Below are 24,242 nucleotides of genomic sequence, written 5' to 3'. Positions count from 1 at the left end.
CACCAAGAATGGAACTACTTACTTCCCGCTCAACGGCGAGCACCCCTCAACCCAAGGATCCGTCAATGACAACCCACAAGCCCATCGGTCCTGTCGACGCAACCAAAGTCCCCAGGTATGCAGGCCTCGGCACCTTCGCCCGCCTCCCCCAAATCGACCGCGTCCCGGATTACGACATCGCGATCGTCGGCGTACCGTTCGACGGCGGAACCTCCTTCCGGCCCGGCGCCCGCTTTGGTCCTGCCGCAGTCCGCGAGGCCTCCCGTCTCCTGCGCCCCGGCTACCACCCGGAGCTCGACGTTGAACCGGTGTACGAAGCCCAGGTTGTGGATGCCGGCGACATCGCCTGCACTCCCTATGACATCACCCGGGCCGTCCGTGAGATCGAGGAGCAGGCATTGCCCCTGATCAGCACGGACAAGAGGCTTATTTCCATCGGCGGCGACCACACCATCGCCCTTCCCATGCTGCGGGCCCTGAACAAGGTCCATGGCCCTGTGGCCCTGTTGCATTTCGATGCCCACTTGGACACCTGGGACACCTATTTCGACCAGCCGATCACACACGGAACCATCTTCCGACGGGCGTTCGAGGAAGGCCTGCTGGTGGAGGACAAGTCCATGCACGTGGGTATACGCGGCCCGGTCTATGACCGCAACGACTTCCTTCGCGACCACGAGTTCGGGTTCCAGATCATCCGTTGCTCGGACCTGGACGTGATCGGTGTCCCGGCAGCTATCCAGCGCGTGAAGGACAGGCTCGGCGATACCCCCGTCTACGTCTCCATCGACATTGACGTCCTGGACCCCGCGTTCGCACCCGGCACCGGAACCCCCGAAATGGGCGGGCTCCACTCCCGCGAGCTCCTGGCGTTGCTCCGCGGACTGGACGGCATCAACATCGTGGGCGCCGACGTCGTGGAAGTCGCCCCGGCGTACGACCACGCGGACATCACCACGGTCGCCGCGGCCACCCTGGTGTTCGACCTTCTCGGACTCATGGTGAACCGCAGCAAAGCGGACAACACGGCTGTTCGCGAGCTCGCTTCGGCATCCCGGAGCGCGTCATGAGGACCTCCACCGAGGCACCGCGGCCTGCTGCGGAAGTACCCCGGCTCGAGGACAGAACCATCCAGCCGATCCCCGCCAATGAGCGCCACGGCAAGGCCCGGGACCTCTTCACCATCTGGTTCGGCTCCAACATCATGATCATGACTATCATGACCGGCGGACTCGCCACCACCGTGTTCGGTCTCGGTTTTGTCCCGGCAATTGCGGGAATCATCATCGGCAACGTGGTGGGCGGCATCTTCATGGCGCTGCACTCGGCCCAGGGCCCGCAATTGGGTGTGGCCCAGATGATCCAGACCCGTGGTCAGTTCGGTTCCTTCGGCGCTTTGCTGATCGTGGTCATCGTGGTGATCATGTACGTGGGCTTCTTCGCAGCGAACCTGGTATTCGGCGGGGAAGCAATGGCTGCGGTGAGCCCGGGCATCAGCGTTGACGCGGGAATCATCATCATCGGCATCGTCAGCGTTATCGCCACGATCTTCGGTTACCGGCTCATCCATGCCTATGCACGCGTCCTCAGCGTTGCAGCCGGCCTGGCCTTGTTGCTGGCCTTCGGTTGGATCCTGATGGTCCACGGATTGCCCGGCAACTTCCTGGAGACGGGCAACTTCAACTGGGTCGGCTTCATGGGAACCATCTCCGTCTCCGCCCTGTGGCAACTGGCCTACGCGCCGTACGTCTCTGATTACTCCCGCTACATGCCGCAGGGCACAGGTTCCGCCCCGGCGTTCTGGGCTTCCTATTCAGGCTGCGTGTTGGGAACCCTCTTCCCCATGATCCTTGGCGCTTTGGTGGGCACGCTAGCCGTCTCCATGAGCACCGGCGAGGTCGAAATCGTGGGCAGCCTGGGGGCGATGCTTCAGCCGTGGACCCTGATCATAGTCGGCATCTTCTGCCTGGGCGTCGCGGCATCGAACGCCATGAACCTGTACTGCGGCGTCCTGTGCACCCTCACCATTGGCCAGACGTTCAGGCCGAGCTGGTTGCCTCGCGCCAAGACCCGCAGCATTGCCGCGATCATCCTGTTCGTTGTCGCAGTCTCCATCGCCCTGTTTGCCCGCGACAACTTCATCCTCTTCTACACGAACTTCCTCTCCTTCCTGATGTACGTCCTGGTTCCGTGGACGGCCATCAACCTGGTGGACTACTACCTTCTGCGGCACGGCGAGTACCGGGTTGAAGACTTCTTCAAGCGCGACGGCGGCGTGTACGGCCGGTTCAATTGGGTCGCCATCGGCTCCTATGTAGCAGGCGCCCTGATCCAGGTTCCCTTCTCGGCAACCGCGATCTACACAGGCCCGTTGGCCGCAGCGATGGGCGGCGTGGACATCTCCTGGATCGTCGGCCTCGTCGTCGTCGCTCCCCTCTATTACGTCGCAGCCCGGGTGTTCCGCAAGAACACCGAAGCCGCACCCTTTCCCGCTAGTGCACTCACGCCAGACCTCATCTGACCAGACCTCCTCTGAAAGTGAATCGTCATGACTACCACCCACACTGAACAGTTCACCGTCCGACGCGCATCCCCGGACACCCAAGCCTCGTCGCTCCCGCTGCAACTGCCGCTGCCGCCGGCAGGGCACTTCGTCAACGGGTCCTTCGTCCAAGGCTCCTCTGGCCTGTCCATCGACGTCGTGGATCCCACCACGGAACAGGTCATCGCCTCCGTGCAGGCCGGCACGGCCGATGATGTGGACGCCGCTGTTGCCGCCGCCGTCGTGGCTCAAAAGACCTGGGGTGCCACCACTCCAAAGGAACGCGCTGATGTCCTGAACCTCATCGCGAACATCATTGAGGAGAACCGCAAGGTCTTCGAAGTCCTGGAATCCGCCAACACCGGTAAGCCGCAGGCCGTGTCTGAGGACGACGTCTCCAGCACCATCGACACCTTCCGGTTCATGGCCGGCGCCTCACGGACTTTGACCTCCATGGCCGGCGGCGATTACGCCACGGACCACACGTCCGTGATCCTCCGCGAACCCGTAGGTGTGGTGGGTGTCATCACCCCTTGGAACTACCCGCTGCTGATGGCTGCCTGGAAGATCGCCCCCATCCTCGCTGCCGGCAACAGCATCGTCATCAAGCCCTCCGAGCAAACCCCGCTGTCCACGCTAAAGCTGGTGGAAGTGTTGGCCGGACGCATCCCGGACGGGATCCTCAACGTAGTCACCGGCCGTGGCCGTACCGTGGGACAGCGTCTCTCCGAACACCCGGACATTGCGTTGGTCGCCTTGACCGGCAGCGTCGTCAGTGGCCAGGCCGTGGCTGAAACGGCCGCGAAATCCGTCAAGCGCGTCCACTTGGAACTCGGCGGCAAAGCCCCCGTTGTGGTGTTCCCCGACGCCGACCTCCGCGCTGCCGCTGCCGGTGTGCGGAACGCAGGCTTCTGGAACGCAGGCCAGGACTGCGGTGCCGCCTGCCGCGTGCTGGTCCACGAATCCGTCGCCGAGGAATTCACCGAGCACCTGGTCCGGGAGGTCAGCACGCTGGTCCTCGGGTCGCCGGACGCCGGAGACGACGTCGAAATCGGCCCCATGATCTCCCTCCCGCACTACGAACGAGTCAAAGAGTCGCTCGCGGAAGCCCAGGAGGCAGGCCTCACCGTGGCTATCGGCGGCTCTGCGCTGGAAGGTCCCGGCTACTTCATCGAGCCCACGGTCATCAGCAATGTGCCGGCGGGCGCTCACATCGCCACGCACGAGATCTTCGGCCCGGTGGTCACTGTGGAAACCTTCAGCACCACCGAAGAAGCCGTGACCCGCGCCAACGAGAGCCCGTACGGTTTGTCAGCCTCGGTGTGGACACGCGATTCAAGCCTTTCCCTCCGGATTCCCAAGCAGTTGGACTTCGGCACCGTGTGGGTCAATGCGCACCTTGTCCTCGCGTGCGAGGTACCGTGGGGCGGATTCAAGGGTTCCGGCTACGGCCGAGACCTTTCGCTCTACGCCCTGGACGATTACTCGCGCACCAAGCACGTCATGATCAACCACGGCGCGTGAGCGTTCAGACAAGCAACGGAGCTTTCACCATGACCACCAACGTTTCCCGGCCGGCCTCCTTGCCAAGTGCCGCTACCCCTTCGGCCCCTTTTGCCACGGACGCCACCTGGACCAACTGGGGTGGTAACCAAAGCGCGACGCCTGCCTTCACCGTGCGGCCCAGGAATGAACAAGAAGCGCTCGACGCCGTCCGTTTCGCCATTCACGAAGGCCTGCCTGTTCGGGCAGTCGGCTCAGGACACTCCTCGTCGCCCTTGGTTCAAACCGGCGGCGTCCTGATGGACATGGCTGGCCTTTCGGCCATCACAGGAACTGACCAATCGGGGCGCCGTGCCCGGGCCTTGGCCGGCACAACCATCAACGCTTTCGGGGATGCTTTGTGGGAGAAAGGACTGGCGCTCAGCAATCAAGGGGACATAGACAAGCAGCAGATCGCAGGCGCACTGGCCACCAGCACCCACGGATCCGGCAAGGACCTGGGCAGCTTCTCCTCGAAACTTCGGTGGGTGAAGCTGATCAACGGCTATGGAGAAATCGTGGAAATCGGGGAGAGCCAGCTCCGCGAACTGCGGGCCGCGCAGGTTGCGTTGGGCACGCTGGGGATCTTCCTGGAGGTGGAGTTGGCCGTGGAGGACAGCTACTACCTCCAGGAGCAGATCAGCTACCCCACTTGGGCTGAAACTGCTTCGACATGGCAGGCCGACATCGATGACAACCGGCATTACTCCTTCCTGTGGTGCCCGGAAGATGACTCATGCGAGCTTTTGGACCTTCCAGGTTCGCCGGACCACAGCATGGGAGGCCGCAGCTACACCAAGCGTTACAACGTTGCCTCGGTCCAGGACGAAAGCCAGATATCAAGTGTTGAAGGTGCGCGGCTGGACCGTTCCTACCGGATCTACCCGGGCGGCTTCACCAGCCAGTTCCATGAACTCGAGTACTTCGTCCGCAGCGAGGACGGCTTGGTCGCCGTAGAGGCTATCCAGGACCTTATCCGCAGCAAGTATCCCGAACAGAAGTACCCCGTGGAGGTCCGCTGGGTAAAGTCCGACGACGCCTACATGTCCCAGTTCCAAGGCCGCGACAGCACCGTCATCACACTGACCACCGAGCCTGGAACCGACTACTGGCAGTTCTTCCGCGACGCCGATGCCGTCCTGCAGGAGTTCGAGCCGCGAGCCCACTGGGGGAAGATCCACTTCATGACCCGGAGCCGGCTGGAGCGCCTCTATCCGGAGCTGGACACCTTCATCCAGGTCCGCAAGGAGTTTGATCCCCGCGGAATGTTCCTCAACGACCACACCAGGTCGCTGCTCGCCTGACGGGGAAGGGGCCGGGACCCTCTCTCACATCCCGGCCCCTCCCTCTCTCACATCCCTAGCCCTTCCCCCAACCGTCTCTCACATCCCTGTGACAACTCCCTGAAACCTCGGAGTGGTAGTTTGATCTCTGCTGAGCCAGCCACCCGCACCCAATCGGAGGAACATCCATGCTTAAGGGTTTCAAGGACTTCATACTTCGCGGCAACGTGATCGAGTTGGCCATTGCCGTCGTCATTGGCAGTGCGTTCACCGCCCTCGTTGCTGCCTTCACCACCAACATCATCAATCCCGTGATCGCCGCCGCCGGTGGCATGAACGCTGACGGACTCGGCTTCAAGATCTGGGAAAACAACCCCGCCACGTTCATCAACTTCGGCGCTGTCCTGACCGCGCTCGTGACCTTCGTGATCACCGCAGCCGTGGTCTACTTCATCTTTGTAGCGCCCATGAACAAGATCAATTCCTTGGTCAAGAACCGCCTCTCCACCGAGGAACCCGAGGAAGAGCCGCTCCCCGCAGACACTGCCCTGCTGGCAGAAATCCGGGATCTCCTCAAGGATGCAGCAGCCCATCGCAACGCTGGCCAGGCTTCCGAACTGGATCCGGATTTCGATTCCGACCGCACCCGCTAGGACCGCCAGCTCTCCGCAAGCGCTCCTTCCCACTTGCTTAGCCGAACCCGGCATCCTCACCTGGAGGGTGCCGGGTTTGTTCGTTCACAGGCCTGTCCTCAGAACGTGACGCGAAGGCAACGAGCTCGAAACCGGGGCGGGGCAGCATGAAATCATGAAGCCCAACCCGAGCACTCCCGTCACCGCTGATCTTCTGTGTGAAGCCTGCGGTCAGTTGCCCGAACCGACCAAAGCCCGGCTCACCCTCGCGAACATCGCGGTCATGCTTCCCATCGAATTGCTGGTTCATGCGGCAGTGGTTGGAACCCAACTCCCCTACCTGGCAAAGGTCCTGCTGTTGGCGGTCACCGCCACTGTTTTGGTTATTTGGGTTGCTGAACCGTCCGCAGCCAAGGTCCTGCGGCGCTGGCTGCATGCGCCTGCCCTCCGTCAGCGGCATCAACTGCACCTCGCCCCTGCACTGTGGCGAGCACGAACGGTGCTGATGGATCAACCAGGGTCACTGCAGAAAATTACCCATGCCCTCGCCAAGATTGACGCCAACATCCTCAGCCTGCACGTCCACCCGATGATCGGGACGGCTTCAGCTCCCACAGACGCCGGTGAAAGGGTTATGGATGAGTTCGTTCTCTCCGCGCCGGGCGAGGTCACCGAGCAGGAACTGCAGAAAGCACTGCACGACGGCGGCGGGCAAGAGTCACATGTTTGGTCCACCACTGCTTTGGCCATGGCCGACGGCCAAACCAAGGCGCTGAGTCTCGCCGCCCGCATCGCGGGGAACCCGAACGAGCTTCCGATGGCCGTCGCCGAACTCCTGTCCGCAAAAGTAGTCCCCATCGATCCAGAACGCACCGCGCCCGAGGTTCCCACCGTCGTCGGGCCTTCAACTGACATCCTCAAAATCCCGACGGCGTGGCACGGGCCCCTGGTCTTTTCCCGACCCGGCGAGCCATTTTCTCCCGCCGAATCGGCACGCGCGCACAGGCTGGCCGAGCTCGCGGAAATCCTGGCGCATAGGCCTGCAGTCTGCGTGGTCCCTCCTGGTTAGTGCACCCAAAAACACATAATTCCGCGCGAAACGTCGATGTCACCGCGCCCTTGCATGCAACCAAGTGGGCAGGAGCACTTCAGTCGGCATCGATCTTTTCGAGCAGCTTTCCCAAGGCATCACGAATATCGTCATAGTCGTACTGGCCGGCCCTGCTCTCGGCGGAGATCACCCCGCAGCGGTGGATCTTCTTGAAGTCACCAATCGGGAATTTGTAATGGCCCTTTTGGTCGTCGGGGTGATCGTCGTCCACGCCGAGGAACCACTTGGAGTACTCGGAGTGCCCATTTTTGTCCAAGAATGCATTCTCGTCCTTGGCGCTGGGGGCATGCTCGCTCCAGTCATCGCGGGTGTCCTTGACCACCTTGCCGTCGCGGATCAGATGCTTCGCGTGGTCAAAAGCCTTCTTGTTGAGTTTCACGGTCATGGCGCAACCTCACTTGGATATGGCGGTTCGGCATGGGCAGGGCAGCTCGTACGGTTCAGCATAGGACCACCCCGGATTGTCGGAAAGCCCTTTGAAGCCAGCAAGGATCCGACCACGTTGTTTGTCCTCAGAGCGCCTTGACGGCCCCCAGAACCTTGGTCAGCGAGTCCTTCGCGTCGCCGAACAAGAGGGTGGTTTGAGGTTCGTACAACAGTTCATTCTCAATCCCCGCAAACCCGGGACGCATGGAGCGTTTGAGGAACACCACTTGCCGGGCGTCGGCGACCTCCAGGATGGGCATTCCGTAGATCGGCGATCCCGAGGTGGTTTTTGCTGCGGGATTCACAACATCGTTGGCTCCCACCACCAGGGCCACATCGGTGGTCTTGAACTCGGAGTTGATGTCACTCATTTCCTTCAGCGACTCGTACGGGACGTTGGCCTCTGCGAGCAGTACGTTCATATGGCCGGGCATGCGCCCAGCCACAGGATGGATGGCGAAGTCCACCTCAATACCGCGTGCTTCCAACGCAAGGGCAAGCTCTGCGGCGGTGTGCTGCCCCTGGGCAACCGCGAGCCCATAGCCGGGGACGATGATCACCCGCTGCGCATAGCCGAGAAGTACTGCCACGTCCTCCGCGCTGGAGGAACGCACTGGCCGCTCACTCACGGCAGTGGATCCGGCGGTGGATCCACCCCTGAAGGCCCCGAACATGATGCCGGCAACACTGCGCCCCATCGCGGCAGCCATGGCACGGGTGAGGATGGTGCCGGAAGCCCCCACCAGCGTGCCGGCGACGACAAGGAGGACATTACCCAGTACCAATCCAGATGCCGCGACGGCCAGCCCCGTGAAGGCATTCAGGAGCGAAATGACGATCGGCACATCGGCGCCACCCACAGGGAGCACCAACAGCACTCCGGCAATCAGCCCCAAAAGCAGCAGCCCCAACGCCAGTACCAAAGAGCCGTTCAGGATCACCACGACGCCGGCTCCCACGGCAGCCAGCAGCACCACGGCCATCAGGGCGGGCAGGCCAGGGAACGTCACCGGCCGGGTGGTCATGAGTCCCTGGAGTTTGGCGAAAGTGACACCGGAGCCAGCGAAGGACACCGCACCCACCAGCAACGTGAAGACGATTGCCAATCGAACCCACGGATCGTCCCCGTGGGAGAGTTCCAGCAGAGCGACAAGCGCCGCGGCACCACCACCCACACCATTGAAGAGGGCGACGAGCTGCGGCATCTGAGTCATTTGCACGCGACGGGCCACAGGTGCAGCAACACCCGAGCCCACAGCTATGGCCCCAAGAATCCATGGAATGTTGTCAAGCTTCACCGAAACAAACACCGTCACCACAGCCAGCAGGGCACCAAATGCTCCGATCAGGTTGCCCCGCCGTGCAGTCTTTGGCGAATTCAACCCCTTAAGGGCAAGGATGAAACAGGCCGCGGCGGCCAAGTACAGGAGCGCCGTCCAGGTGGGGTTGAGAAGCGTCATTGCCGGCGCTCCCCTCGGACCGGCTCCACGGCGCCGGAACCTTCAGGACCACCGGAAGCAACGGAACGTCCTGGACGAGCATCCGACGGCGGCCGTTGCCTTCCGCGGAACATCTCCAGCATGCGGTCGGTCACCACGAACCCGCCTACGAGGTTGGCCGTGGCAAGAACTACAGCCAGCAGGGCAACCGCCAACACCCACGGATCAGCAGCCTGCCCGGCCACGATGATGGCGCCCACCAGGATGATGCCGTGGATGGCGTTGGCCCCTGACATGAGCGGCGTGTGCAGGGTGCTGGAGACCTTGGAAACCACTTCAAAGCCCACGAATACGGCCAGGACCGTGATCGTAAGCAGGCTCATGCCATCCATCAGCGCACTCCTTCCCTGCCCGTGTGCGAACTACCCGTTTGGGAACTACCGGCAGGCCCGCTACCAAAGGGGGCGGTCTCCCCTGCGAGCGCCGTTAGTGCTTCCGCAGTTGGTGGGTGCAGGACCTCGCCGTCGTGCGTGAGGCACGTGCCGGCAACAACCTCATCCTCAAAGTCCGGAGCGACTACGCCGTCCTGCGTCATCAGGGCCAAAAGGTTGGACACATTCTTGGCGTACAAGCGGGAGGCATCCGCGGGCATCGCCGAGGCAGGGTCCTTGATTCCCACGAGTGTCACCACACCCTGGCCGTCGCCGGTAGGGACGGGAATATCCTGGCCGGGGATGCTGCCCTCCACGTTCCCGCCGGATTCCGCTGCCAGGTCCACCACCACGGATCCCGGGCGCATGCCTTGGACCATCTCGCGGGTTACCAAAAGCGGCGCACGTCTTCCAGGGACAGCGGCGGTGGTGATCAGGACATCGGATTGGGCCACGTGTGGCGTCAAAAGGGCACGCTGCAGGGCACCTCGGTCCGCGCTGAGTTCCCGCGCGTAACCGCCGGATGCCTCGGCGGTTTCCAGGTCCAGCTTGATGAATGTGCCTCCCATGGATGCCACCTCGTCAGCCGAGGCCGGGCGGATATCGTTGGCGGAAACGCGTGCACCAAGCCTTTTGGCGGTTCCGATAGCCTGCAATCCAGCCACTCCAGCACCGAGGACCAGGACCCGCGCGGGCGGAATGGTCCCTGCTGCCGTCATATAAAGCGGGAAGAACCGTGGGAGCCGCATGGCCGCCTCAAGGACACATCGATAGCCAGCCACCAGGGCTTGGGAAGTGAGTGCATCCATGGACTGGGCACGCGATATACGCGGAACCAGTTCAAGTGCAAAGGAGGTGATTCCTCCAGCGGCGAGCGCCCGCACTGTGGGTAATTCCGAGGACGGCGACCCTAAGCCGACGGTTACCGAACCGCGGCGGAGAGCCCCCGCCGTCGACGGTTCCATGGGACGCACGTGGCAGTAAACATCCAGCGATCCGAGAACCAAGGACTGCACCACAGCGGCGCCAGCCGCCCGGTAGTCGTCGTCGCTGTGTCCGGACGCCAGTCCGGCACCGGACTCGATCTCGACCTCAAGGCCCAAAGCCGCCAGTTGCTTCACCGTTTCCGGCGTTGCGGCAACACGTCGCTCGCCGTCGAGTGTCTCTCGCGCTATGCCTGCTTTCACCCGCCACCCCTCTTCCGGAACTGTCCAGAACTCAGTTGGCATGAGTCTATGACCGCAGAGGTCCCGGCGGGAGTAGGGGCTGCGCTATGTGCATAAGTCAACTAGGGTCGGTGGAAGCTGGGGGCAACCAGCCACCACACCGTCGACGAGCCGGTTCCGGCCGTGCCGTCGGAAAGGAAAGCCACTATGGACACTTTCAAAATCGGTTATTTCGTCGGAAGCCTGGCAAGCAATTCCATCAATCGGGTCCTCTCCAAGGCCCTCATCAGCGTGGCGCCGCCGGAACTCGAGTTCCATGAAATTGCCATCAAGGACCTCCCTCTGTACAGCTCGGACTACGACGCGGACTTTCCGCCGGCAGGCCGGGAATTGAAGGATGCGATCGCCGCATCGGACGGCATCCTTTTCGTCTCCCCCGAGTACAACCGCTCCATTCCGGGCGCGTTGAAGAACGCCATCGACTGGGGTTCGCGCCCTTGGGGCAGCAACTCGTTCGCGCGCAAACCCACCGGAATCATCGGCGCATCACCGGGCGGCATCGGGACCGCGGTGATGCAGTCGTCCATGCGCAGCGTTTTGAGCTTCCTGGACGCGCCGCAGCTGAACGCACCTGAGGCCTATATCCGCTTCGTTGCAGACGCGTACGACGACGACGGTTCAGTTAAGGACGAAGGAACCGCCGGGCTGTTGCGGCACTACATGGAGGAGTACAGTGCGTTCGTCCAGCGCGTCCTCGCTGCCAACGCTCCGGGCCACATTGGCGACCAGGAGCCGGATTCCGCCAAACTCACGCGCTAGTGTTCGCTGGTTGCCTCCGGATCTACTGCCGGAGGCGCCCGCTAAAAGCATCCACAACCAGGGCTTAGTCAGTATGCTTACTATATGAGGAATCATGCTAGTAACCCAGGAGGAACGATGCTTCGCAGATTAGCCATGACCACCCTTGCCTTGACCCTCTTCGCCGGGTCCATGCTTTCCACTGCCGTTGCAGCCAACGCAGCAGTCGGCGCGCAGGGCAGCGTTGCCGCCACCACCACCCCCTCACCCGAACCCAGCAACCCCTCCGGGCCATCCACGGCCACGCCCACCGCGGAGCCGACCACGGACGTCTCGAATCCCGCCGGCACCGGCCCCGCCAACCCAGGCACCAGCGAGACCGAACAGCAGGAGCAGACCCGCACCGACGTCGTTCCATGGATCCTGGCGGGCGTTGCCGCAGTCATCATCATCGCGTTGATCATTTGGACCCTGCGGAACCGGCGCGGGCGGGACAAAGGAATCAGCGACGAACCGCGCTAGACGCACCGGCGACTCCTATTAGGCGTCCCGGGAACCAGCCATCAACTTGCCGATCATGCTGGTCTCCAGGTTCTCCAGCAGGTGCCGCGGATTGTCATAGACTTCCGCGGCACCGGCGGCCCGCAGCTCGGCTTCACTGATTCCACCGCAGGTCAGGGCGATGACAGGAATGCCGATCGCACCGCCTGCCTTCACATCCCATACCGCGTCGCCAACAAACACCACGTCCTCCGGGCGTAGCCCAAGCTTCTCCAAGCACGCCTCAAGGATGTCCGGAGCGGGCTTGCTCTCCTTGGCGTCATTGGAACTGGTCCACGCATCAATGGAAGACGCGGCGTCCAGGAGGTGCCTGCTCACTTCCAGGTCGCGCTCTTGCGCCGAGGATGCCAAGCCCACCGCCAATCCGGCGTCGGAGCACGCAGCCAAAAGGTCCCGTACCGAATCGAAGGTACGCAGAGTCGGCCAAAACGTGGAGAAGACCGCGCCGTGCGCGGACTTCAGATCTTCCTGCATATCCTCGGGGCAGTCCGGGACCAGGCTCTGGACGAGCCGGTCGCCACCCATGCCCACCCGACGATGAATGGCGGACATTTCGATGTCCAACCCTTCGCGACGGAAAGCCTGCCACCAAGCCATGGCATGGAAGTAGCTCGAATCAATCAGCGTTCCATCAACATCGAAAAGAACACCGCGCTTCTTCTGAGCCGTCGCATCAGCTGCCACAGTTAACCACCTTCGTCCGGGCTTGTGCACCATGCACACCCTGCGATGCCAGCGCAGAATCAATCACCGGCTCCTCCAACATCAGCACGGCATATCGTTCTGCAGTTGAGGTGCGAAGGAGTCCGGTCCCCGCCACTTCCCTGATGGCAGCAACTCCCTCAACAGCCTCATCCACGGAGGCGAACCGCTTGGACAGACCCATCAACACGTCGTCGCCGTCCACCATCAAAATCCGAAATTCCCCATCAGGCGTTTCAACCAGTTCCAAATGCCCGGCCATCCCTACCTCCTCGTCTTCGATGCCAACCAGCATAGTAAGACTACTTAGTATAGGCCTCTCAGAAATATTGCGTAACGCGGGAATGAGGCGTCTGCAACTTGTTGTTGGCAAGATCATGACAACAATCGGAATCATCGGTGCAGGACACATTGGCAGCCAAGTAGCCCGCAAAGCGGTGGAACTTGGCTATGACGTCGTCATCAGCAACTCACGGGGTCCCGGGACCCTTGGCGAGCTGGTGACGGAACTGGGGCCGCGCGCCCGGGCCGCGACGGCAGCCGAAGCAGCAGCGGCGGGTGATTTCGCCGTCGTGACTGTTCCCCTCAAGAACTACCGGGACATCCCCACAGAGCCGCTCGAGGGCAAGATCGTCATCGACACCAACAACTATTACTGGGAGCGCGACGGCCGCATTCCCGAGTTGGATAACGGCGAAGCTACCACCTCCGGCCTGCTCCAGAAGCACCTCCCCACTTCCAAGGTGGCCAAGGGTTTCAATCACATCCTCGCCAAGGACATCACCACCGACGGCACGGCCGCAGGCACTGCCAACCGTCGCGCCCTGGCCACCTCAAGTGATTTCCCGGAAGCCGCCGAACTGGTCAGCAAGCTCTACGACGAGTTCGGCTTCGACACCGTCAACATCGGCCCACTGGAGGACAGCTGGCGCGTTGAGCGCGACCGCCCGGCGTATGTCATCCGGCAGAATGCGGACGAACTCCGCGAGAACCTCGCCAAGGCAACCCGCACGGTCTAAACCGGAACGCACGACGGCGGGAACGCGGCTTTCGCTTTCCCGCCGCCTTTGGTGCTGGCTGCTTTGGAGTCGGCGGTTTTGGGGCTGGCGGTTTTTTGGAGCTGGTGCAAATTCCGGGGTCGAAATCGTGTCACGAATCGGGAAATCGACGCACTTTATAGTGGCTGTCTCTCCGGACACTCGGCGCATCGGGTCGTCCGGGGAGTCAGCCACCCCCTAAGAGCCCTACCCCGAGGAGTCCCATGTCCACCAAAATCTCGAGCTGGCCGGCAGCAACGCCCATGTGGGTGGACTTGGGCGTGGACAACCTCGCAGCCGCGAAAGTCTTTTACTCGGATCTCTTCGGCTGGGAATTCGTATCCGGAGGCCAAGACGCGGGCGAGTACCTCCTGGCGCACCTTGGCGGGCGCGCAGTTGCGGGCGTGGGACCGAAGCAGGCACCGGGCATACCCACCGTCTGGACCACGTTCCTGGCGTCGGACGATGTGGACGTCACTGCCAAAAAAATCAGCGCGGCCGGGGGAGAAATGATCGCGCCTCCGTTCGATGTCATGGAATCCGGCCGCATGGCGTTGGCCATGGACACCGTTGGTGCGGCCTTCGGCATCTGGCAAGCCGGCACCCATATCGGAGCGGAACGCGTCAATGAACACGGCGCACTGTGCTGGAACGAGCTCCACACCCGGGACTTCACCGCCGCCAGGTCGTTCTACTCTGAGGTCTTTGATATCAGCTACCAGGACGCAAACGAGGACAGCCTGCCGTACTCCACTATTCGGAGGCCGCTGGACGGGCGGGAAGTGGGAGGAATCCAGCTTGACGCCGACATCCCTGATGCCACCCCTGACCATTGGTTGACCTGGTTTGCCAGCGACTACGTACAAGGCACTGCGGAACGGGCAGTGGAGCTCGGTTCCACCCTCCTCATGCCCGTAACAGAGAGCCCCCTGGGACGCATGGCCATCATTCAAGCGCCGCAAGGTGAAGTGTTCGGCATCATCGACGCACCCCGCATCGACGAGTAACCCAACAGCCCGAGGCAGGGGCCGCCGGTGCAACGCCTTGGTGTTCAAGGCCTCAGGATTCTAGGCGGCGGCCGGGTCCAAGGCTTCAGCAATGACCTCATGTGCGTGGGCTGCTGCAAGGGGCGCCGCCAAGCGGTGTACGGCCAGGAAGGTCTTGCGCACCGCCGGTCCGTGCCACTCGGGCGGAAGGTAGTCGGTGGGAAGGTTCGGGTCCCGGTACGGGAACTTACGCCACATGGTGAGCATGGGAATGTAGAAGCGGAATGCGTCGCGTCGCAGCTCTTCGGTGGACGTAGCCAGGGCAGCTTCCGGATCATCACCCACCCGCTCGGTCCATTGTTGCTCCGCACCCTTGTACACCTCGAGGAACTCAGTGAACTGCTGATCGAGTTCCTTGAGGTCCCACCACTCAGATATTTTCGGCCGCATGGGACCGTCGAACACGTAGTCGCTCCGGAAAAGGTCAACGAACTCGATCAGACCGCTCGCGGTAAGGCGTTCCCGGGCTTGCTCAAGCTTGTGCGCGGGTGCGATCCACACACCGTTGGCAACGGAACCAAAACCAAGCCCCAGCAGAGCAGACCGCAGTTGGTGCCTGCGGTTACGCATCGATTCCGGCACTGAGAAGACGGCAAGCACCCAGGTATCCACCGGCGCAGGCTGCTCCGGGGCGAAAATTCTCCGGTCACCTTCCCGGAACACGTCGCTGACGGACTCGGAAATCTTGTACTTGGCGATTCCGCCCTCACGGACACTCTTCAGTACGCCCTTGGCCTTAAGCCTGGAGACGGACGACCTCACACCCGGAGCGTCGTAACCGAGCGAGCCCAGCATGGAGATCAGCGCAGAAACCGGCAACGCGTCGCCGGCATTCCGGCCGTAAAGACCGAAAATCGTGACGAGCAGTTGCTGGTGGCGCACCGGGGGTGCCGGGACGGCGAACATCTTAGGGCCCTCATTTCCGCGCCACAGTGCCGGCGCCAGTCCAGTTCATCATAGGTGCGGCGTTAGTCCGCGCCGAGTTGGCAGGTAACCCCCATGCTCGGGCCCAACATCGGGGTTAACTGGAGTGTCGCGGGCCGCGTGCGTCCCGGATTCGGGATCAACCCAGCGAAAGAAGCAGGAAGAGGACTGCGAGAACCAGGGCCACCGGGGTCATCACGAAACGCTCGGGCTTGCTGCGGGAGATCGCATTCATGGCAACGCCCAAAATAAAGTAGGCGGTAAGTACCCACATGAAAACGTCGGTGAAGGTTTGGCTTACCAGCACCGGCACCAATCCGGCTTTTGCCAACGCCGTGTAGCCGAACAGGGCATACAGCACGATGGAGACCACACTGCCCACCCGCAGCTTCTGCGGCAGGACGTCGTGCTGCCCACCCCAAGCGAACCGCCCCAGGGGCGCACCAGCCACCAACGCCACCTGGAAAACGGCCAAACAACCAAGAATTATGCACGCGGGAATCGCGTAGAGCTGCTCCACGGGCTAAGCGTAACCGCAAGGCGGCTCTACCGACTGGCCGCACCATAGTAAGCATGCTTAGTATAGAACCACGCTGTTTCGAGGCTGACACGGCCTAAAAGGTACTTTCCGGATCGACGATAGGAAGCACATCATGGCAGGAAATCTCGTAGCCCGCTCCATTCACGACCTCACAGCCGCAGCATGGTTCGGCGGCTCGCTGATGGGAGCCATCGGACTCAACGGTGCTGCAGCAGAAGCCAAAGATCCCACGGAGCGGACCCGCCTCTCAAGCAAGGGCTGGGGTAAGTGGGCTCCGGTCCAGACGGCAGCTTTCGCCGGGCATCTCGCGGCGGACCTGGCCATCGCTTGGGAAAACAAGGGCAGGATCGCCAAGCAGGACAGCGTCGCCGCAAACACCATCTACAAAACAGTGGTGACCTTGGCCGGAGCTGCAGTCACCTTGTATGCAGGTGTTATGGGCAAGAAGGTGGATGAGCTTTCCGACGAAGGCGCCGAGGGTGCCACGGAGCCGCGGGCCGGCGCATCGGATGAATTGAAGGCCGCTCAGACCCAGCTGAAAGCACTCCAGTGGGCCATCCCGGCGTTCGCGGCCTGGGTGATCATCCTGGGTGCCAAGCACGGCGAGATGCAGAGGCCCAAGAACATCCTCAAGGGCCTGCGCTAGTCAACAAACCCCTCGCCGAGATGGCAGTTGACACCAATCCCAGGCTTCAACATTGGTGTCAACTGCCATCTCGGCGGAGCTATTCGGCTGCCGGCGCACCCGTGACGGCCCGGATCAGATGTTCCGGCCAAGGCTGCGCAGCGGTGCTTCCGTGAGGGACGTGCACCGTGGTGACCGTCCCGTACGCGGCGACCTCACCGGCGTCGGACGTTACATCGAAAGCCATGGTCAGCGAGGTCCGGCCGAGCGCCTGAATCTTCACCGTGGCGGTGATGCGCTGGCCGAACCACAGCTTGGCCTTGTAATTGATCACTTGCTGCACCCGCGGAGCGCTGGGAAAGTAGTCCGGCAACTCCAGCGAGCGGAAGAGCTCAGCTTCCGCGGCCTCGACCCAGCGCAGGATTGCCGAGTTGTGCTGGTGTCCGGAGGCATCGGTGTCCACCCACTCCACCGTTCGCTCGACGCATGCCTCCGGAAACCTATCCATGATTCTCCTAGCGCGCGCTGACGGCGACGTCGTCAGGATCAACGTCGACGGCGGCAACCGGCACCTCAGGCTGTGGCTTGGGAATCATTGCCACAGCGCCTGCTGCAAGTACGGCAATACCCGCGAAGATGGCGAAGTTGGCCTCGAAGGGAAGCTTCGAGCCTGCGATCCAGCCGCCGATCAACGGTCCGGAAATGGCACCCAGACGAGCGAAGCTCAGGGCCCAGCCCGTTGCCGTGCCACGAACCTTGGAAGGATAGTAGTCGGCGATGTAGCCGGTCAGGACCAGCGATGTGGAGATGGAACCCACGCCCGCGAAGGCCACGAACAGCAGGTTGACCACCATGGTGTTGGGGAAGACCAGGAGCATGATGCCCAAGCCGCCCAGGATGTAGAACACCACCAGGATGAGCTTCTTCCCGTACTTGTCCGCGGCGCGGCCCAGAAGCAGGCCACCGATCGCGGAAGCAAGGCTGAAGACCAGCAGGAACGTCAAGGACGAGCCGAGGTCGTAGCCGGCCTTCTTCATGATGCTCGGCAGCCACGTGTTCAGGCCATAGACCAGTACCAAACCGCAGAACAGCGAGATCCAGAAGAACACCGTTGACCGCAGGTACTTCCGGGAGAACATGGTGGTGATGGTCTTCCACCAGGGATCGGCCTGACCGCCTTGGACAGGGGCCGCGGGAGCCACGGGGCGGTAGTCCGCGATGTTCAATTTCGCTGCCAAGGCCTTCGCTTCGGACTTCCGGCCCTTTGACTCCAGGAATTCCAATGACTCCGGGAGGAACTTCCAGATGATCGGAATCAGCACCACCGGCGCAGCACCAATAGCGACGACCGCTCGCCAGCCGCCCATGGGCAGGACGAACAATGCGGCAAGAGCGGCGGCGACGATGCCCAACGAGTAGCCGGAGTACATGAGGCCGTAGTTGTAGGAGCGCTTGTTCGGTGCCGAGTATTCAATGGTCAGGGCCGCCGCCACCGGGATGACACCGCCCATGCCCAGACCACCGATTAGCCTGAACAGGCCGAAGAGCTCCGGCGTCGGTGCCCACGCGGCGCCCGCCTGGGTGAGCGTGAAGATTGCCATGGAAGCCAGGAGCATCTTCTTGCGTCCCACAAGGTCGCTGAGAGTGCCAATGAACAGGGCGCCAATAAGCATGCCGATCAAGGCATATGAGCCCAGACCACCGAGTGCCAACGGGCTAAGGTTCCATTCCTTGTACTCAGCAAGGGCAGGAAGGATGGCCCCGAGTACGCCCACGTCATAGCCTTCGGCGAGGATCGCGAGCCAGCAGCAGAACAACACCAGTCCGGTGGTCTTCCTGGGCACATTCCATGTGCTGAGGGGTGCGGTTGCCATGGCTACTTCACCAAAACCGATGCCGCGGCGGACTCAGGAGTCCAGCGAAGGTGGGTGTTGGCCTCTTGGATGTCGGCTTCCTTGAGCAGGGACAGGCGGGGACGAACGGCGTCAGTGCGCGAGCTCGGTGGTTTCCGGCGTCCGGCACGGAATTGCGGAATCCAGTCAGCTCCAGGCCCCTGGTACTCCTGTTCAGCGGCAGCGTGCAGTGTCCATTGGGGATCGTAAAGGTGCGTACGGCCCAGGGCGATCAGGTCCGCGCGGCCTGCCAGGAGAATGGAATTCACGTCGTCGTAGGTTGAGATAGCGCCGACGGCGATCACAGCCACGCCTGCCGGTGCGGCAACTTCCTGACGGATACGGTCGGCAAACGGGGTTTGGTAGCTGCGGCCGAAAGCGGGCTTCTCTTCCTTGGCAACCTGGCCTGTGGAAACATCCAAGCCTGCAGCGCCGTGCTCAACGAACGCCTTGGCGATGGCCACGGAATCATCGGAGGTGTTGCCGCCCTCGATCCAATCAGTGGCGGAAATGCGCACCGTCACCGGCTTGTGGGCAGGCCATGCTGCACGAACGGCGTCGAACACTTCCAGCGGGAACCGCAGCCGGTTCTCCAAGCTGCCACCGTACTCGTCGGTCCGCTTGTTGGACACCGGCGAAAGGAAGGAGGACAGCAGGTAGCCGTGGGCGGCGTGGATTTCCAGGAGATCGAAACCAGCCTCCTCAGCACGGACTGTCGAAGCGACGAACTCCGCCTTGATGGCATCCATGCCTGCACGATCCAACTCCACGGGAGTTTGGTTCTCTGGGCTGTAGGGAAGGGCAGAAGGGCCGACGGCGGTCCAGTTTCCGGAGTCGAGCGGCTGGTCGATGCCTTCCCACATGAGCTTGGTGGAGCCCTTGCGGCCCGAGTGGCCCAGCTGCGCGCCGATCTTGGCGGTGGAGCGGCTGTGAACGAAGTCCACGATCTCCTTCCAGCTGTCACGCTGGCCGTCTGTGTAGAGGCCGCTGCAGCCAGGGGTGATCCGGCCGGCTTCGGAGACACAGACCATCTCAGTCATGACCAGGCCGGCGCCACCGAGTGCTTTGGAGCCGAGGTGCACCTTGTGGAAGTCGCCCGGAATACCGTCCGTGGCCGAGTACATGTCCATCGGCGAGACGACGATGCGGTTCTTCAGTTCCAGTTCGCCGATGCGGAACGGCTGGAACATAGCCGGCGCAACCTCTGTCAGCCCCTGCGACGAAGCGAAGCCACGGTCCACGGTTTCTGCGAACTCGGGATCGCGCAGGCGCAGGTTTTCCTGGGTGATGCGGCGGCTGCGGGTGAGCAGGTTGAACGCGAACTGGGTGGGGTCCTGGTCCTTGTACTGTCCGATCCGTTCGAACCACTCAAGGGAAGCCTGGGCTGCGCGCTGGGTGGAGGCGACCACGGGCCGACGCTCAGCCTCGTAGGCTGCCAACGCTGACTCAATATCGGGGTGTTCGTGCAGGCATGCGGCCAGCGCCAGGGAATCTTCCATGGCCAGCTTGGTGCCGGAACCAATGGAGAAGTGGGCAGTGTGGGCAGCGTCGCCCAGGAGCACTACGTTGTTGTGGCGCCAGTTTTCATTGCGCACGGTGGTGAAGTTGATCCACTTGGAGTTGTTGGTAAGGACCTCATAGCCGTTCAGTTCCTCGGCGAAGATCTCACGGATCTTGGCGATTGCCTTCTCATCCGAGACGCCGGGAGGGAAGACGTCGTTGGCGGTCTCGTCGAAACCTGCCGCGTGCCACACGTCCTGGTGCATTTCCACAATGAACGTGGAACCCTCATCCGAGTAAGGGTAACCGTGGATCTGCATGACACCCCACTCGGTTTCCTTCACGAAGAACTTGAAGGCCTCGAACACCTGGTCCGTGCCAAGCCACATGAACTTGTTGGTCCGCATGTCCAGGTTCGGTTTGAAGGAATCAGCGTACTTTGCGCGGATTTGCGAGTTGATGCCGTCCGCGGCAAGAACCAGGTCGTAATTGGCTTCAAGTTCCTCGACGGCGGGAGCCAAGGTACTGAACCGCGCGTCAACGTTCAGTTCGATGCAGCGGCGCTGCAGCAGCTCCAGCAATTCCTTGCGGCTCATGGCAGCGAAGCCCTGGCCGCCGACTGTCATCATTTCGCCGCGAAAGTGGATGTCGATGTCGGACCAGCGGGCGAAGCGGCGGCTCATGTATTCAGCCACCACGGGGTCCGCGTTGCCGATGCCGCCGAGCGTCTCATCGGAAAACACGACGCCGAAGCCAAAGGTGTCGCTGGCAGCGTTGCGTTCCCACAGGGTGATGTCGTGCGACGGGTCCAGCTGCTTCATCAGTGCTGCGAAGTACAGGCCGCCGGGGCCGCCTCCAACGATTGCGATTTTCATGGGTGTTTCTCCTTCTCAGGCCTGGCTCTGGCCGGCAGGGGTAAGTTGTTCGGTGCTTGCCGCGGCGTTCTCTATTGGGGTGGTCGCAGCATTCTCTGAAAGAAGGCCGTCGCGGAGCTTGAAGTGCTGGAGTTTGCCGCTGGGATTGCGTGGCAGTTCGTTGACGAAGCGGATGTCCCGGGGGTACTTGTACGGGGCGATGGCCTGCTTTACGAAGTCCTGGATTTCCTTGCGCTTCGCGGCATCGCCGGTGATGCCTTCGCGCAACACGACGAAAGCGCAGACGATGCTGCCACGCTCTTCGTCCGGAACTCCGATGACCGCGTTTTCCACCACGTCGGGGTGCTGATCGATGGCCGTTTCAACCTCGGGTGCACCGATGTTGTAACCGGAGGAGACGATCATGTTGTCCGAGCGGGCCTGGTAGGTGAAGTATCCGTCGGCGTCCATGGCGAACGTGTCGCCGGTGACGTTCCAGCCCCCGACTACGTAGTTTGCCTGCCTGGCATCGTCGAGGTAGCGGCACCCTGTAGGGCCGATCACGGCCAGTCGGCCAATGTTGCCCGGGCCAAGTTCGTTGCCGGCGTCGTCCAGGATGGTGGCCCTGAACCCTGGAACAGCGCGCCCCGTGGTTCCAGGACGGATGTCATCGCCGGCAGCGGAAATAAACACATGCAGCAGCTCAGTAGCACCGATTCCGTTGACCAGACGCAGGCCGGTAGCCTCCCGGACAGCTTCCCAGGTCTCCTTGGACAAGTGCTCTCCAGCAGAGACGGCAACGCGGAGGCCGCGGAGGAGGTCGCCGCGCTTCTCCTTCAGGATGGCCCGGTACGCAGTGGGTGCAGTGAAGAGGATCGTGGCACCAACCGCTGCCGCGTGCTCCGCCAGTTCCACTGGTCCGGCCTTCTCAGTCAGGAGCGAAGATGCACCGAAACGGAGCGGGAAGACCACCAGGCCGCCCAGCCCGAAAGTGAAAGCCAGGGGCGGCGAACCGGCGAAGACGTCATCGGCCGTTGGCTCAAGGATGAAGCGTGCGAAGGTGTCCGCGTTGGCCAGGATGTCCCGGTGGAAATGCATGGTCACCTTCGGCACACCGGTGGTGCCCGACGTCGGACCCAGCAGCGCTACGTCGTCGGCTGAAGTATCCACAGCCGTGAACACGCCGCTTTTTTGCCCACAGCGGGAGGTGAGATCGTCGTCGTCGGACCCGTTACCGGACCCGTACGTCAGGACCTTAACCTGGTCCCCCGCCGCGACCCTGAGCTCGTCCACGAAGCGGTGATCAGAGATGGCCACCACCGGCTTGGTGAGCTGGATCAGCGTGGAGACTTCGTTGGAGCGCAGCATGGGCATGGTGGTGACCACCACCGCACCGGCCTTCAGCACGCCGAGCCAGGCAGCGACGATCCATGGGTTGTTGGGCCCACGCAGCAAGACGCGATTGCCCGGCACAACACCGATATCTTCGGTGAGGACCTGGGCCACCTGGTTGGAGCGCTGCTGAAGCTGGCCGTAGGTCCAGACAACGCCGTCCGGGGTCCGCAGGGCCGGGCTGTCCGCGCCGTACTGTTCGACGCCGTCGTCGATCAGTACCGCAGCAGCATTGAGCCGTTCCGGGTAGTTCAGTTCGGGAAGGGTGAATTCAAGCGCAGGCCAGGTATCGGCGGGCGGCAGGTGGTCGCGGGTGAACGTGTCCACGTGGGCCGATGGCATCATGCTCATGGCCGTTCCTTTCAGTGGTGCGTCGTTGAAGCGGATTGGGGTTGGGGTCAAACTGCTTAGGAGCCGGCCCGGATCATGCCTTCTTGGGCGACCGTAGCCAGGAGTCTTCCTTGCCGATCGAAGAAGCGGCCCATGGCGAGGCCCCTGTTGCTTTGACCGGAGATAGCGTCCTGGGCGTAGAGCACCCAGTCGTCGGCGCGGCCGTCGCGGTGGAACCACATCGAGTGGTCCAAGCTGGCGGTGGCGAGTCCCGGGCTGGACCAATTGAGTCCGTTCACCCGGAGCAGCGGCTCCAAAATTGTGTAGTCGCAGACGTAAGCCAGCGCTGTGCGGTGGAGGTCGGCGTCGTCAGGCAGGGCGTCGAAGGCCTTGACCCAGATTGCCTGGTGGGGCACCGATCCGCCCTCGAGTTCGATATATACCGGCCCTGGAATATGACGCATATCGAAGCTGCGGCCCGTGGACCAGTAGTCCGCAGCCGGACCGTCCGTTCCGCTCAACGCTTCGGCAGCGGTGCGCAGCGATTCAGGCTCGACGGCGGCAGGGGCCTGAGGCTGGAAGTCCGGACCGTTTTCGGGCACCTGGAACGAACCCATGGCTGCATAGACGGGCTTGCCGTTCTGGTAACCACGGACCGTACGGGTGGAGTACCCGCGGCCGTCGCGCAGACGCTCCACTTCGTAGCGGACACTGGAACCGATATCCACCGGACGCATGAAGTAGCTGTGCATCGAGTGCAGAGTCCTGTCAGCATCAACGGACCGCATCATTGCGGCCGCAGCCTGTGCCACCATGTCACCACCATAGGCTTTTGGCCACGGCACATACTGGGTGGTTGCTTCATAGGCTTCGTCGAAAACCTCGGCCGTTGCGGGCGTGAGTTCAACGGCCTTGAGGAAGGTTTCGGAGGTCAGGGTTCCAGTAATCATCGCTTAAGCCCGGCGGTAGTCGGCGAGGGTTTCGTCGGCGACGTCTTCGAGGTTGACCACGAGGTTCTCCGGCGTGCGCGCGGTGAGCCAGACGAGCTCTTCGGTGATGGACATGTTGGCCTCCACGTGGGGCATGAACGGCGGAACGAATACCCAGTCGCCGGCCTTCATGTCGATGAACTCTGAGTAGTTCTCACCGAAATAGATCCGGCCGTGACCGCGAAGCACGTAGCCACCGGTCTCTGCCTCGCCGTGGTGGTGCGGGAGTGAGCGGTAGCCCGGGGTGTTGGACACCTGGCCGAACCAGATCTTGGTTGCCGGGGTGTGCTGGATACTCACGCCGGAGACGCGGATGCAATCGCCGGACTGAGCCGTGTTGGTGTCTTCTGCACCGGCGCGGGTGACTACAGGGACAACCTTGCCGTCAGCCTGGGCGTAGATGGAGTTGTCGCCTTCGAGGCGGTATTCGGTGGTGGTCTGGCTCATTGGGTCTCTCCTTTTAGCGAGGTGTGGGGCTC

Annotated in this window: 25 protein-coding genes; 11 read left to right on the top strand and 14 right to left on the bottom strand. The window is 62.4% G+C overall.

What is annotated here, in order from left to right:
* Positions 1 to 65 precede the first annotated feature (65 nt).
* From speB to ACIQTW_RS17100, 6 genes are all read left to right on the top strand, one after another.
* The gene (speB, locus tag ACIQTW_RS17125) at positions 66 to 1,070 is read left to right on the top strand and encodes an agmatinase (protein ID WP_402939248.1); all 1,005 of its coding nucleotides are present in this window, start codon (positions 66 to 68) and stop codon (positions 1,068 to 1,070) included.
* Positions 1,067 to 2,521, top strand: a complete 1,455-nt coding sequence (locus ACIQTW_RS17120) for a purine-cytosine permease family protein (protein ID WP_402939245.1) — start codon at positions 1,067 to 1,069, stop codon at positions 2,519 to 2,521. Before speB ends, ACIQTW_RS17120 begins: the two co-directional genes overlap by 4 nt.
* 27 nt (positions 2,522 to 2,548) lie before the next feature.
* Complete coding sequence (locus tag ACIQTW_RS17115) at positions 2,549 to 4,066, top strand: aminobutyraldehyde dehydrogenase (RefSeq protein WP_402939242.1); 1,518 nt, start codon at positions 2,549 to 2,551, stop codon at positions 4,064 to 4,066.
* Entirely contained in the window at positions 4,063 to 5,388 is a 1,326-nt protein-coding gene (locus ACIQTW_RS17110) for a D-arabinono-1,4-lactone oxidase (RefSeq protein WP_402939239.1), read from the top strand. The genes ACIQTW_RS17115 and ACIQTW_RS17110 overlap by 4 nt, the downstream gene beginning before the upstream one ends.
* Before the next feature lie 167 nt (positions 5,389 to 5,555).
* Entirely contained in the window at positions 5,556 to 6,020 is a 465-nt protein-coding gene (gene mscL, locus ACIQTW_RS17105; RefSeq protein ID WP_402939236.1) for a large conductance mechanosensitive channel protein MscL, read from the top strand.
* Positions 6,021 to 6,174: 154 nt separating this feature from the next.
* Positions 6,175 to 7,068 carry an amino acid-binding protein gene (locus tag ACIQTW_RS17100; RefSeq protein WP_402939233.1) on the top strand — a complete coding sequence of 298 codons (894 nt, stop codon included), beginning with the start codon at positions 6,175 to 6,177 and terminating at the stop codon, positions 7,066 to 7,068.
* A gap of 79 nt (positions 7,069 to 7,147) precedes the next feature.
* Here the strand turns inward: ACIQTW_RS17100 and ACIQTW_RS17095 are convergent, their stop codons facing one another.
* The 4 genes from ACIQTW_RS17095 to ACIQTW_RS17080 all read right to left on the bottom strand — a co-directional run bounded on the left by ACIQTW_RS17095 (position 7,148) and on the right by ACIQTW_RS17080 (position 10,593).
* On the bottom strand, positions 7,148 to 7,495 hold the full coding sequence (locus tag ACIQTW_RS17095) for a hypothetical protein (protein ID WP_402939230.1): 348 nt from the start codon (positions 7,493 to 7,495) through the stop codon (positions 7,148 to 7,150).
* A gap of 127 nt (positions 7,496 to 7,622) precedes the next feature.
* On the bottom strand, positions 7,623 to 8,996 hold the full coding sequence (locus tag ACIQTW_RS17090) for an NAD(P)(+) transhydrogenase (Re/Si-specific) subunit beta (protein ID WP_402939228.1): 1,374 nt from the start codon (positions 8,994 to 8,996) through the stop codon (positions 7,623 to 7,625).
* Entirely contained in the window at positions 8,993 to 9,367 is a 375-nt protein-coding gene (locus tag ACIQTW_RS17085) for an NAD(P) transhydrogenase subunit alpha (RefSeq protein ID WP_402939223.1), read from the bottom strand. The genes ACIQTW_RS17090 and ACIQTW_RS17085 overlap by 4 nt, the downstream gene beginning before the upstream one ends.
* Complete coding sequence (locus tag ACIQTW_RS17080) at positions 9,367 to 10,593, bottom strand: Re/Si-specific NAD(P)(+) transhydrogenase subunit alpha (protein WP_402939220.1); 1,227 nt, start codon at positions 10,591 to 10,593, stop codon at positions 9,367 to 9,369. The genes ACIQTW_RS17085 and ACIQTW_RS17080 overlap by 1 nt, the downstream gene beginning before the upstream one ends.
* 186 nt (positions 10,594 to 10,779) lie before the next feature.
* On the opposite strand from ACIQTW_RS17080, the gene ACIQTW_RS17075 reads away from it, so the two are divergent.
* A complete protein-coding gene (locus ACIQTW_RS17075) occupies positions 10,780 to 11,391 on the top strand; it encodes an NADPH-dependent FMN reductase (RefSeq protein WP_309074245.1) in 612 nt (203 codons plus the stop codon).
* A 117-nt stretch (positions 11,392 to 11,508) separates the two neighbouring features.
* Positions 11,509 to 11,892: a hypothetical protein gene (locus ACIQTW_RS17070; RefSeq protein ID WP_402939216.1), complete on the top strand. Its 384-nt coding sequence runs from the start codon at positions 11,509 to 11,511 to the stop codon at positions 11,890 to 11,892.
* A gap of 18 nt (positions 11,893 to 11,910) precedes the next feature.
* Here the strand turns inward: ACIQTW_RS17070 and ACIQTW_RS17065 are convergent, their stop codons facing one another.
* Both ACIQTW_RS17065 and ACIQTW_RS17060 read right to left on the bottom strand, forming a co-directional pair.
* Entirely contained in the window at positions 11,911 to 12,615 is a 705-nt protein-coding gene (locus tag ACIQTW_RS17065) for an HAD family hydrolase (RefSeq protein ID WP_402939213.1), read from the bottom strand.
* Positions 12,605 to 12,928 (bottom strand): hypothetical protein, encoded by a 324-nt coding sequence (locus ACIQTW_RS17060; protein WP_402939211.1) that lies wholly within the window; start codon positions 12,926 to 12,928, stop codon positions 12,605 to 12,607. Before ACIQTW_RS17060 ends, ACIQTW_RS17065 begins: the two co-directional genes overlap by 11 nt.
* A gap of 82 nt (positions 12,929 to 13,010) precedes the next feature.
* Here ACIQTW_RS17060 and ACIQTW_RS17055 point away from each other — a divergent pair, with 82 nt between their 5' ends.
* Both ACIQTW_RS17055 and ACIQTW_RS17050 read left to right on the top strand, forming a co-directional pair.
* Positions 13,011 to 13,652: an NADPH-dependent F420 reductase gene (locus ACIQTW_RS17055; protein ID WP_402939208.1), complete on the top strand. Its 642-nt coding sequence runs from the start codon at positions 13,011 to 13,013 to the stop codon at positions 13,650 to 13,652.
* Positions 13,653 to 13,894: 242 nt separating this feature from the next.
* Positions 13,895 to 14,677, top strand: coding sequence for a VOC family protein (locus tag ACIQTW_RS17050; RefSeq protein WP_402939205.1), 783 nt, complete (start codon positions 13,895 to 13,897; stop codon positions 14,675 to 14,677).
* Between the two features lie 60 nt (positions 14,678 to 14,737).
* On the opposite strand, the gene ACIQTW_RS17045 is transcribed toward ACIQTW_RS17050, so the two are convergent.
* Both ACIQTW_RS17045 and ACIQTW_RS17040 read right to left on the bottom strand, forming a co-directional pair.
* On the bottom strand, positions 14,738 to 15,622 hold the full coding sequence (locus tag ACIQTW_RS17045) for a PaaX family transcriptional regulator C-terminal domain-containing protein (RefSeq protein ID WP_402939202.1): 885 nt from the start codon (positions 15,620 to 15,622) through the stop codon (positions 14,738 to 14,740).
* A gap of 157 nt (positions 15,623 to 15,779) precedes the next feature.
* Complete coding sequence (locus ACIQTW_RS17040; protein ID WP_402939200.1) at positions 15,780 to 16,160, bottom strand: hypothetical protein; 381 nt, start codon at positions 16,158 to 16,160, stop codon at positions 15,780 to 15,782.
* A 133-nt stretch (positions 16,161 to 16,293) separates the two neighbouring features.
* Between ACIQTW_RS17040 and ACIQTW_RS17035 the strand changes: the two genes are divergently transcribed.
* The gene (locus ACIQTW_RS17035; RefSeq protein ID WP_402939197.1) at positions 16,294 to 16,827 is read left to right on the top strand and encodes a hypothetical protein; all 534 of its coding nucleotides are present in this window, start codon (positions 16,294 to 16,296) and stop codon (positions 16,825 to 16,827) included.
* Positions 16,828 to 16,906: 79 nt separating this feature from the next.
* Here the strand turns inward: ACIQTW_RS17035 and ACIQTW_RS17030 are convergent, their stop codons facing one another.
* Genes ACIQTW_RS17030 through ACIQTW_RS17005 form a run of 6 tightly spaced genes read right to left on the bottom strand, consistent with a single transcriptional unit; the run spans position 16,907 to position 24,210 of the window.
* Entirely contained in the window at positions 16,907 to 17,314 is a 408-nt protein-coding gene (locus ACIQTW_RS17030; RefSeq protein ID WP_402939194.1) for an acyl-CoA thioesterase, read from the bottom strand.
* 7 nt (positions 17,315 to 17,321) lie between these two features.
* Positions 17,322 to 18,680 (bottom strand): MFS transporter, encoded by a 1,359-nt coding sequence (locus ACIQTW_RS17025; protein ID WP_402939192.1) that lies wholly within the window; start codon positions 18,678 to 18,680, stop codon positions 17,322 to 17,324.
* Between the two features lie 2 nt (positions 18,681 to 18,682).
* The gene (locus ACIQTW_RS17020; protein WP_402939190.1) at positions 18,683 to 21,073 is read right to left on the bottom strand and encodes a bifunctional salicylyl-CoA 5-hydroxylase/oxidoreductase; all 2,391 of its coding nucleotides are present in this window, start codon (positions 21,071 to 21,073) and stop codon (positions 18,683 to 18,685) included.
* Between the two features lie 15 nt (positions 21,074 to 21,088).
* The gene (locus tag ACIQTW_RS17015; RefSeq protein ID WP_402939187.1) at positions 21,089 to 22,795 is read right to left on the bottom strand and encodes an AMP-binding protein; all 1,707 of its coding nucleotides are present in this window, start codon (positions 22,793 to 22,795) and stop codon (positions 21,089 to 21,091) included.
* A gap of 56 nt (positions 22,796 to 22,851) precedes the next feature.
* Positions 22,852 to 23,724, bottom strand: coding sequence for an acyl-CoA thioesterase (locus ACIQTW_RS17010; RefSeq protein ID WP_402939184.1), 873 nt, complete (start codon positions 23,722 to 23,724; stop codon positions 22,852 to 22,854).
* 3 nt (positions 23,725 to 23,727) lie between these two features.
* Positions 23,728 to 24,210: a cupin domain-containing protein gene (locus ACIQTW_RS17005; protein ID WP_179017946.1), complete on the bottom strand. Its 483-nt coding sequence runs from the start codon at positions 24,208 to 24,210 to the stop codon at positions 23,728 to 23,730.
* Between the last annotated feature and the right edge of the window lie 32 nt (positions 24,211 to 24,242).

Origin of the sequence: Paenarthrobacter sp. NPDC090517 (assembly GCF_044769165.1) — a bacterium.
Taxonomy (GTDB): domain Bacteria; phylum Actinomycetota; class Actinomycetes; order Actinomycetales; family Micrococcaceae; genus Arthrobacter.
This window is presented reverse-complemented; position numbering and strand designations above follow the sequence as displayed.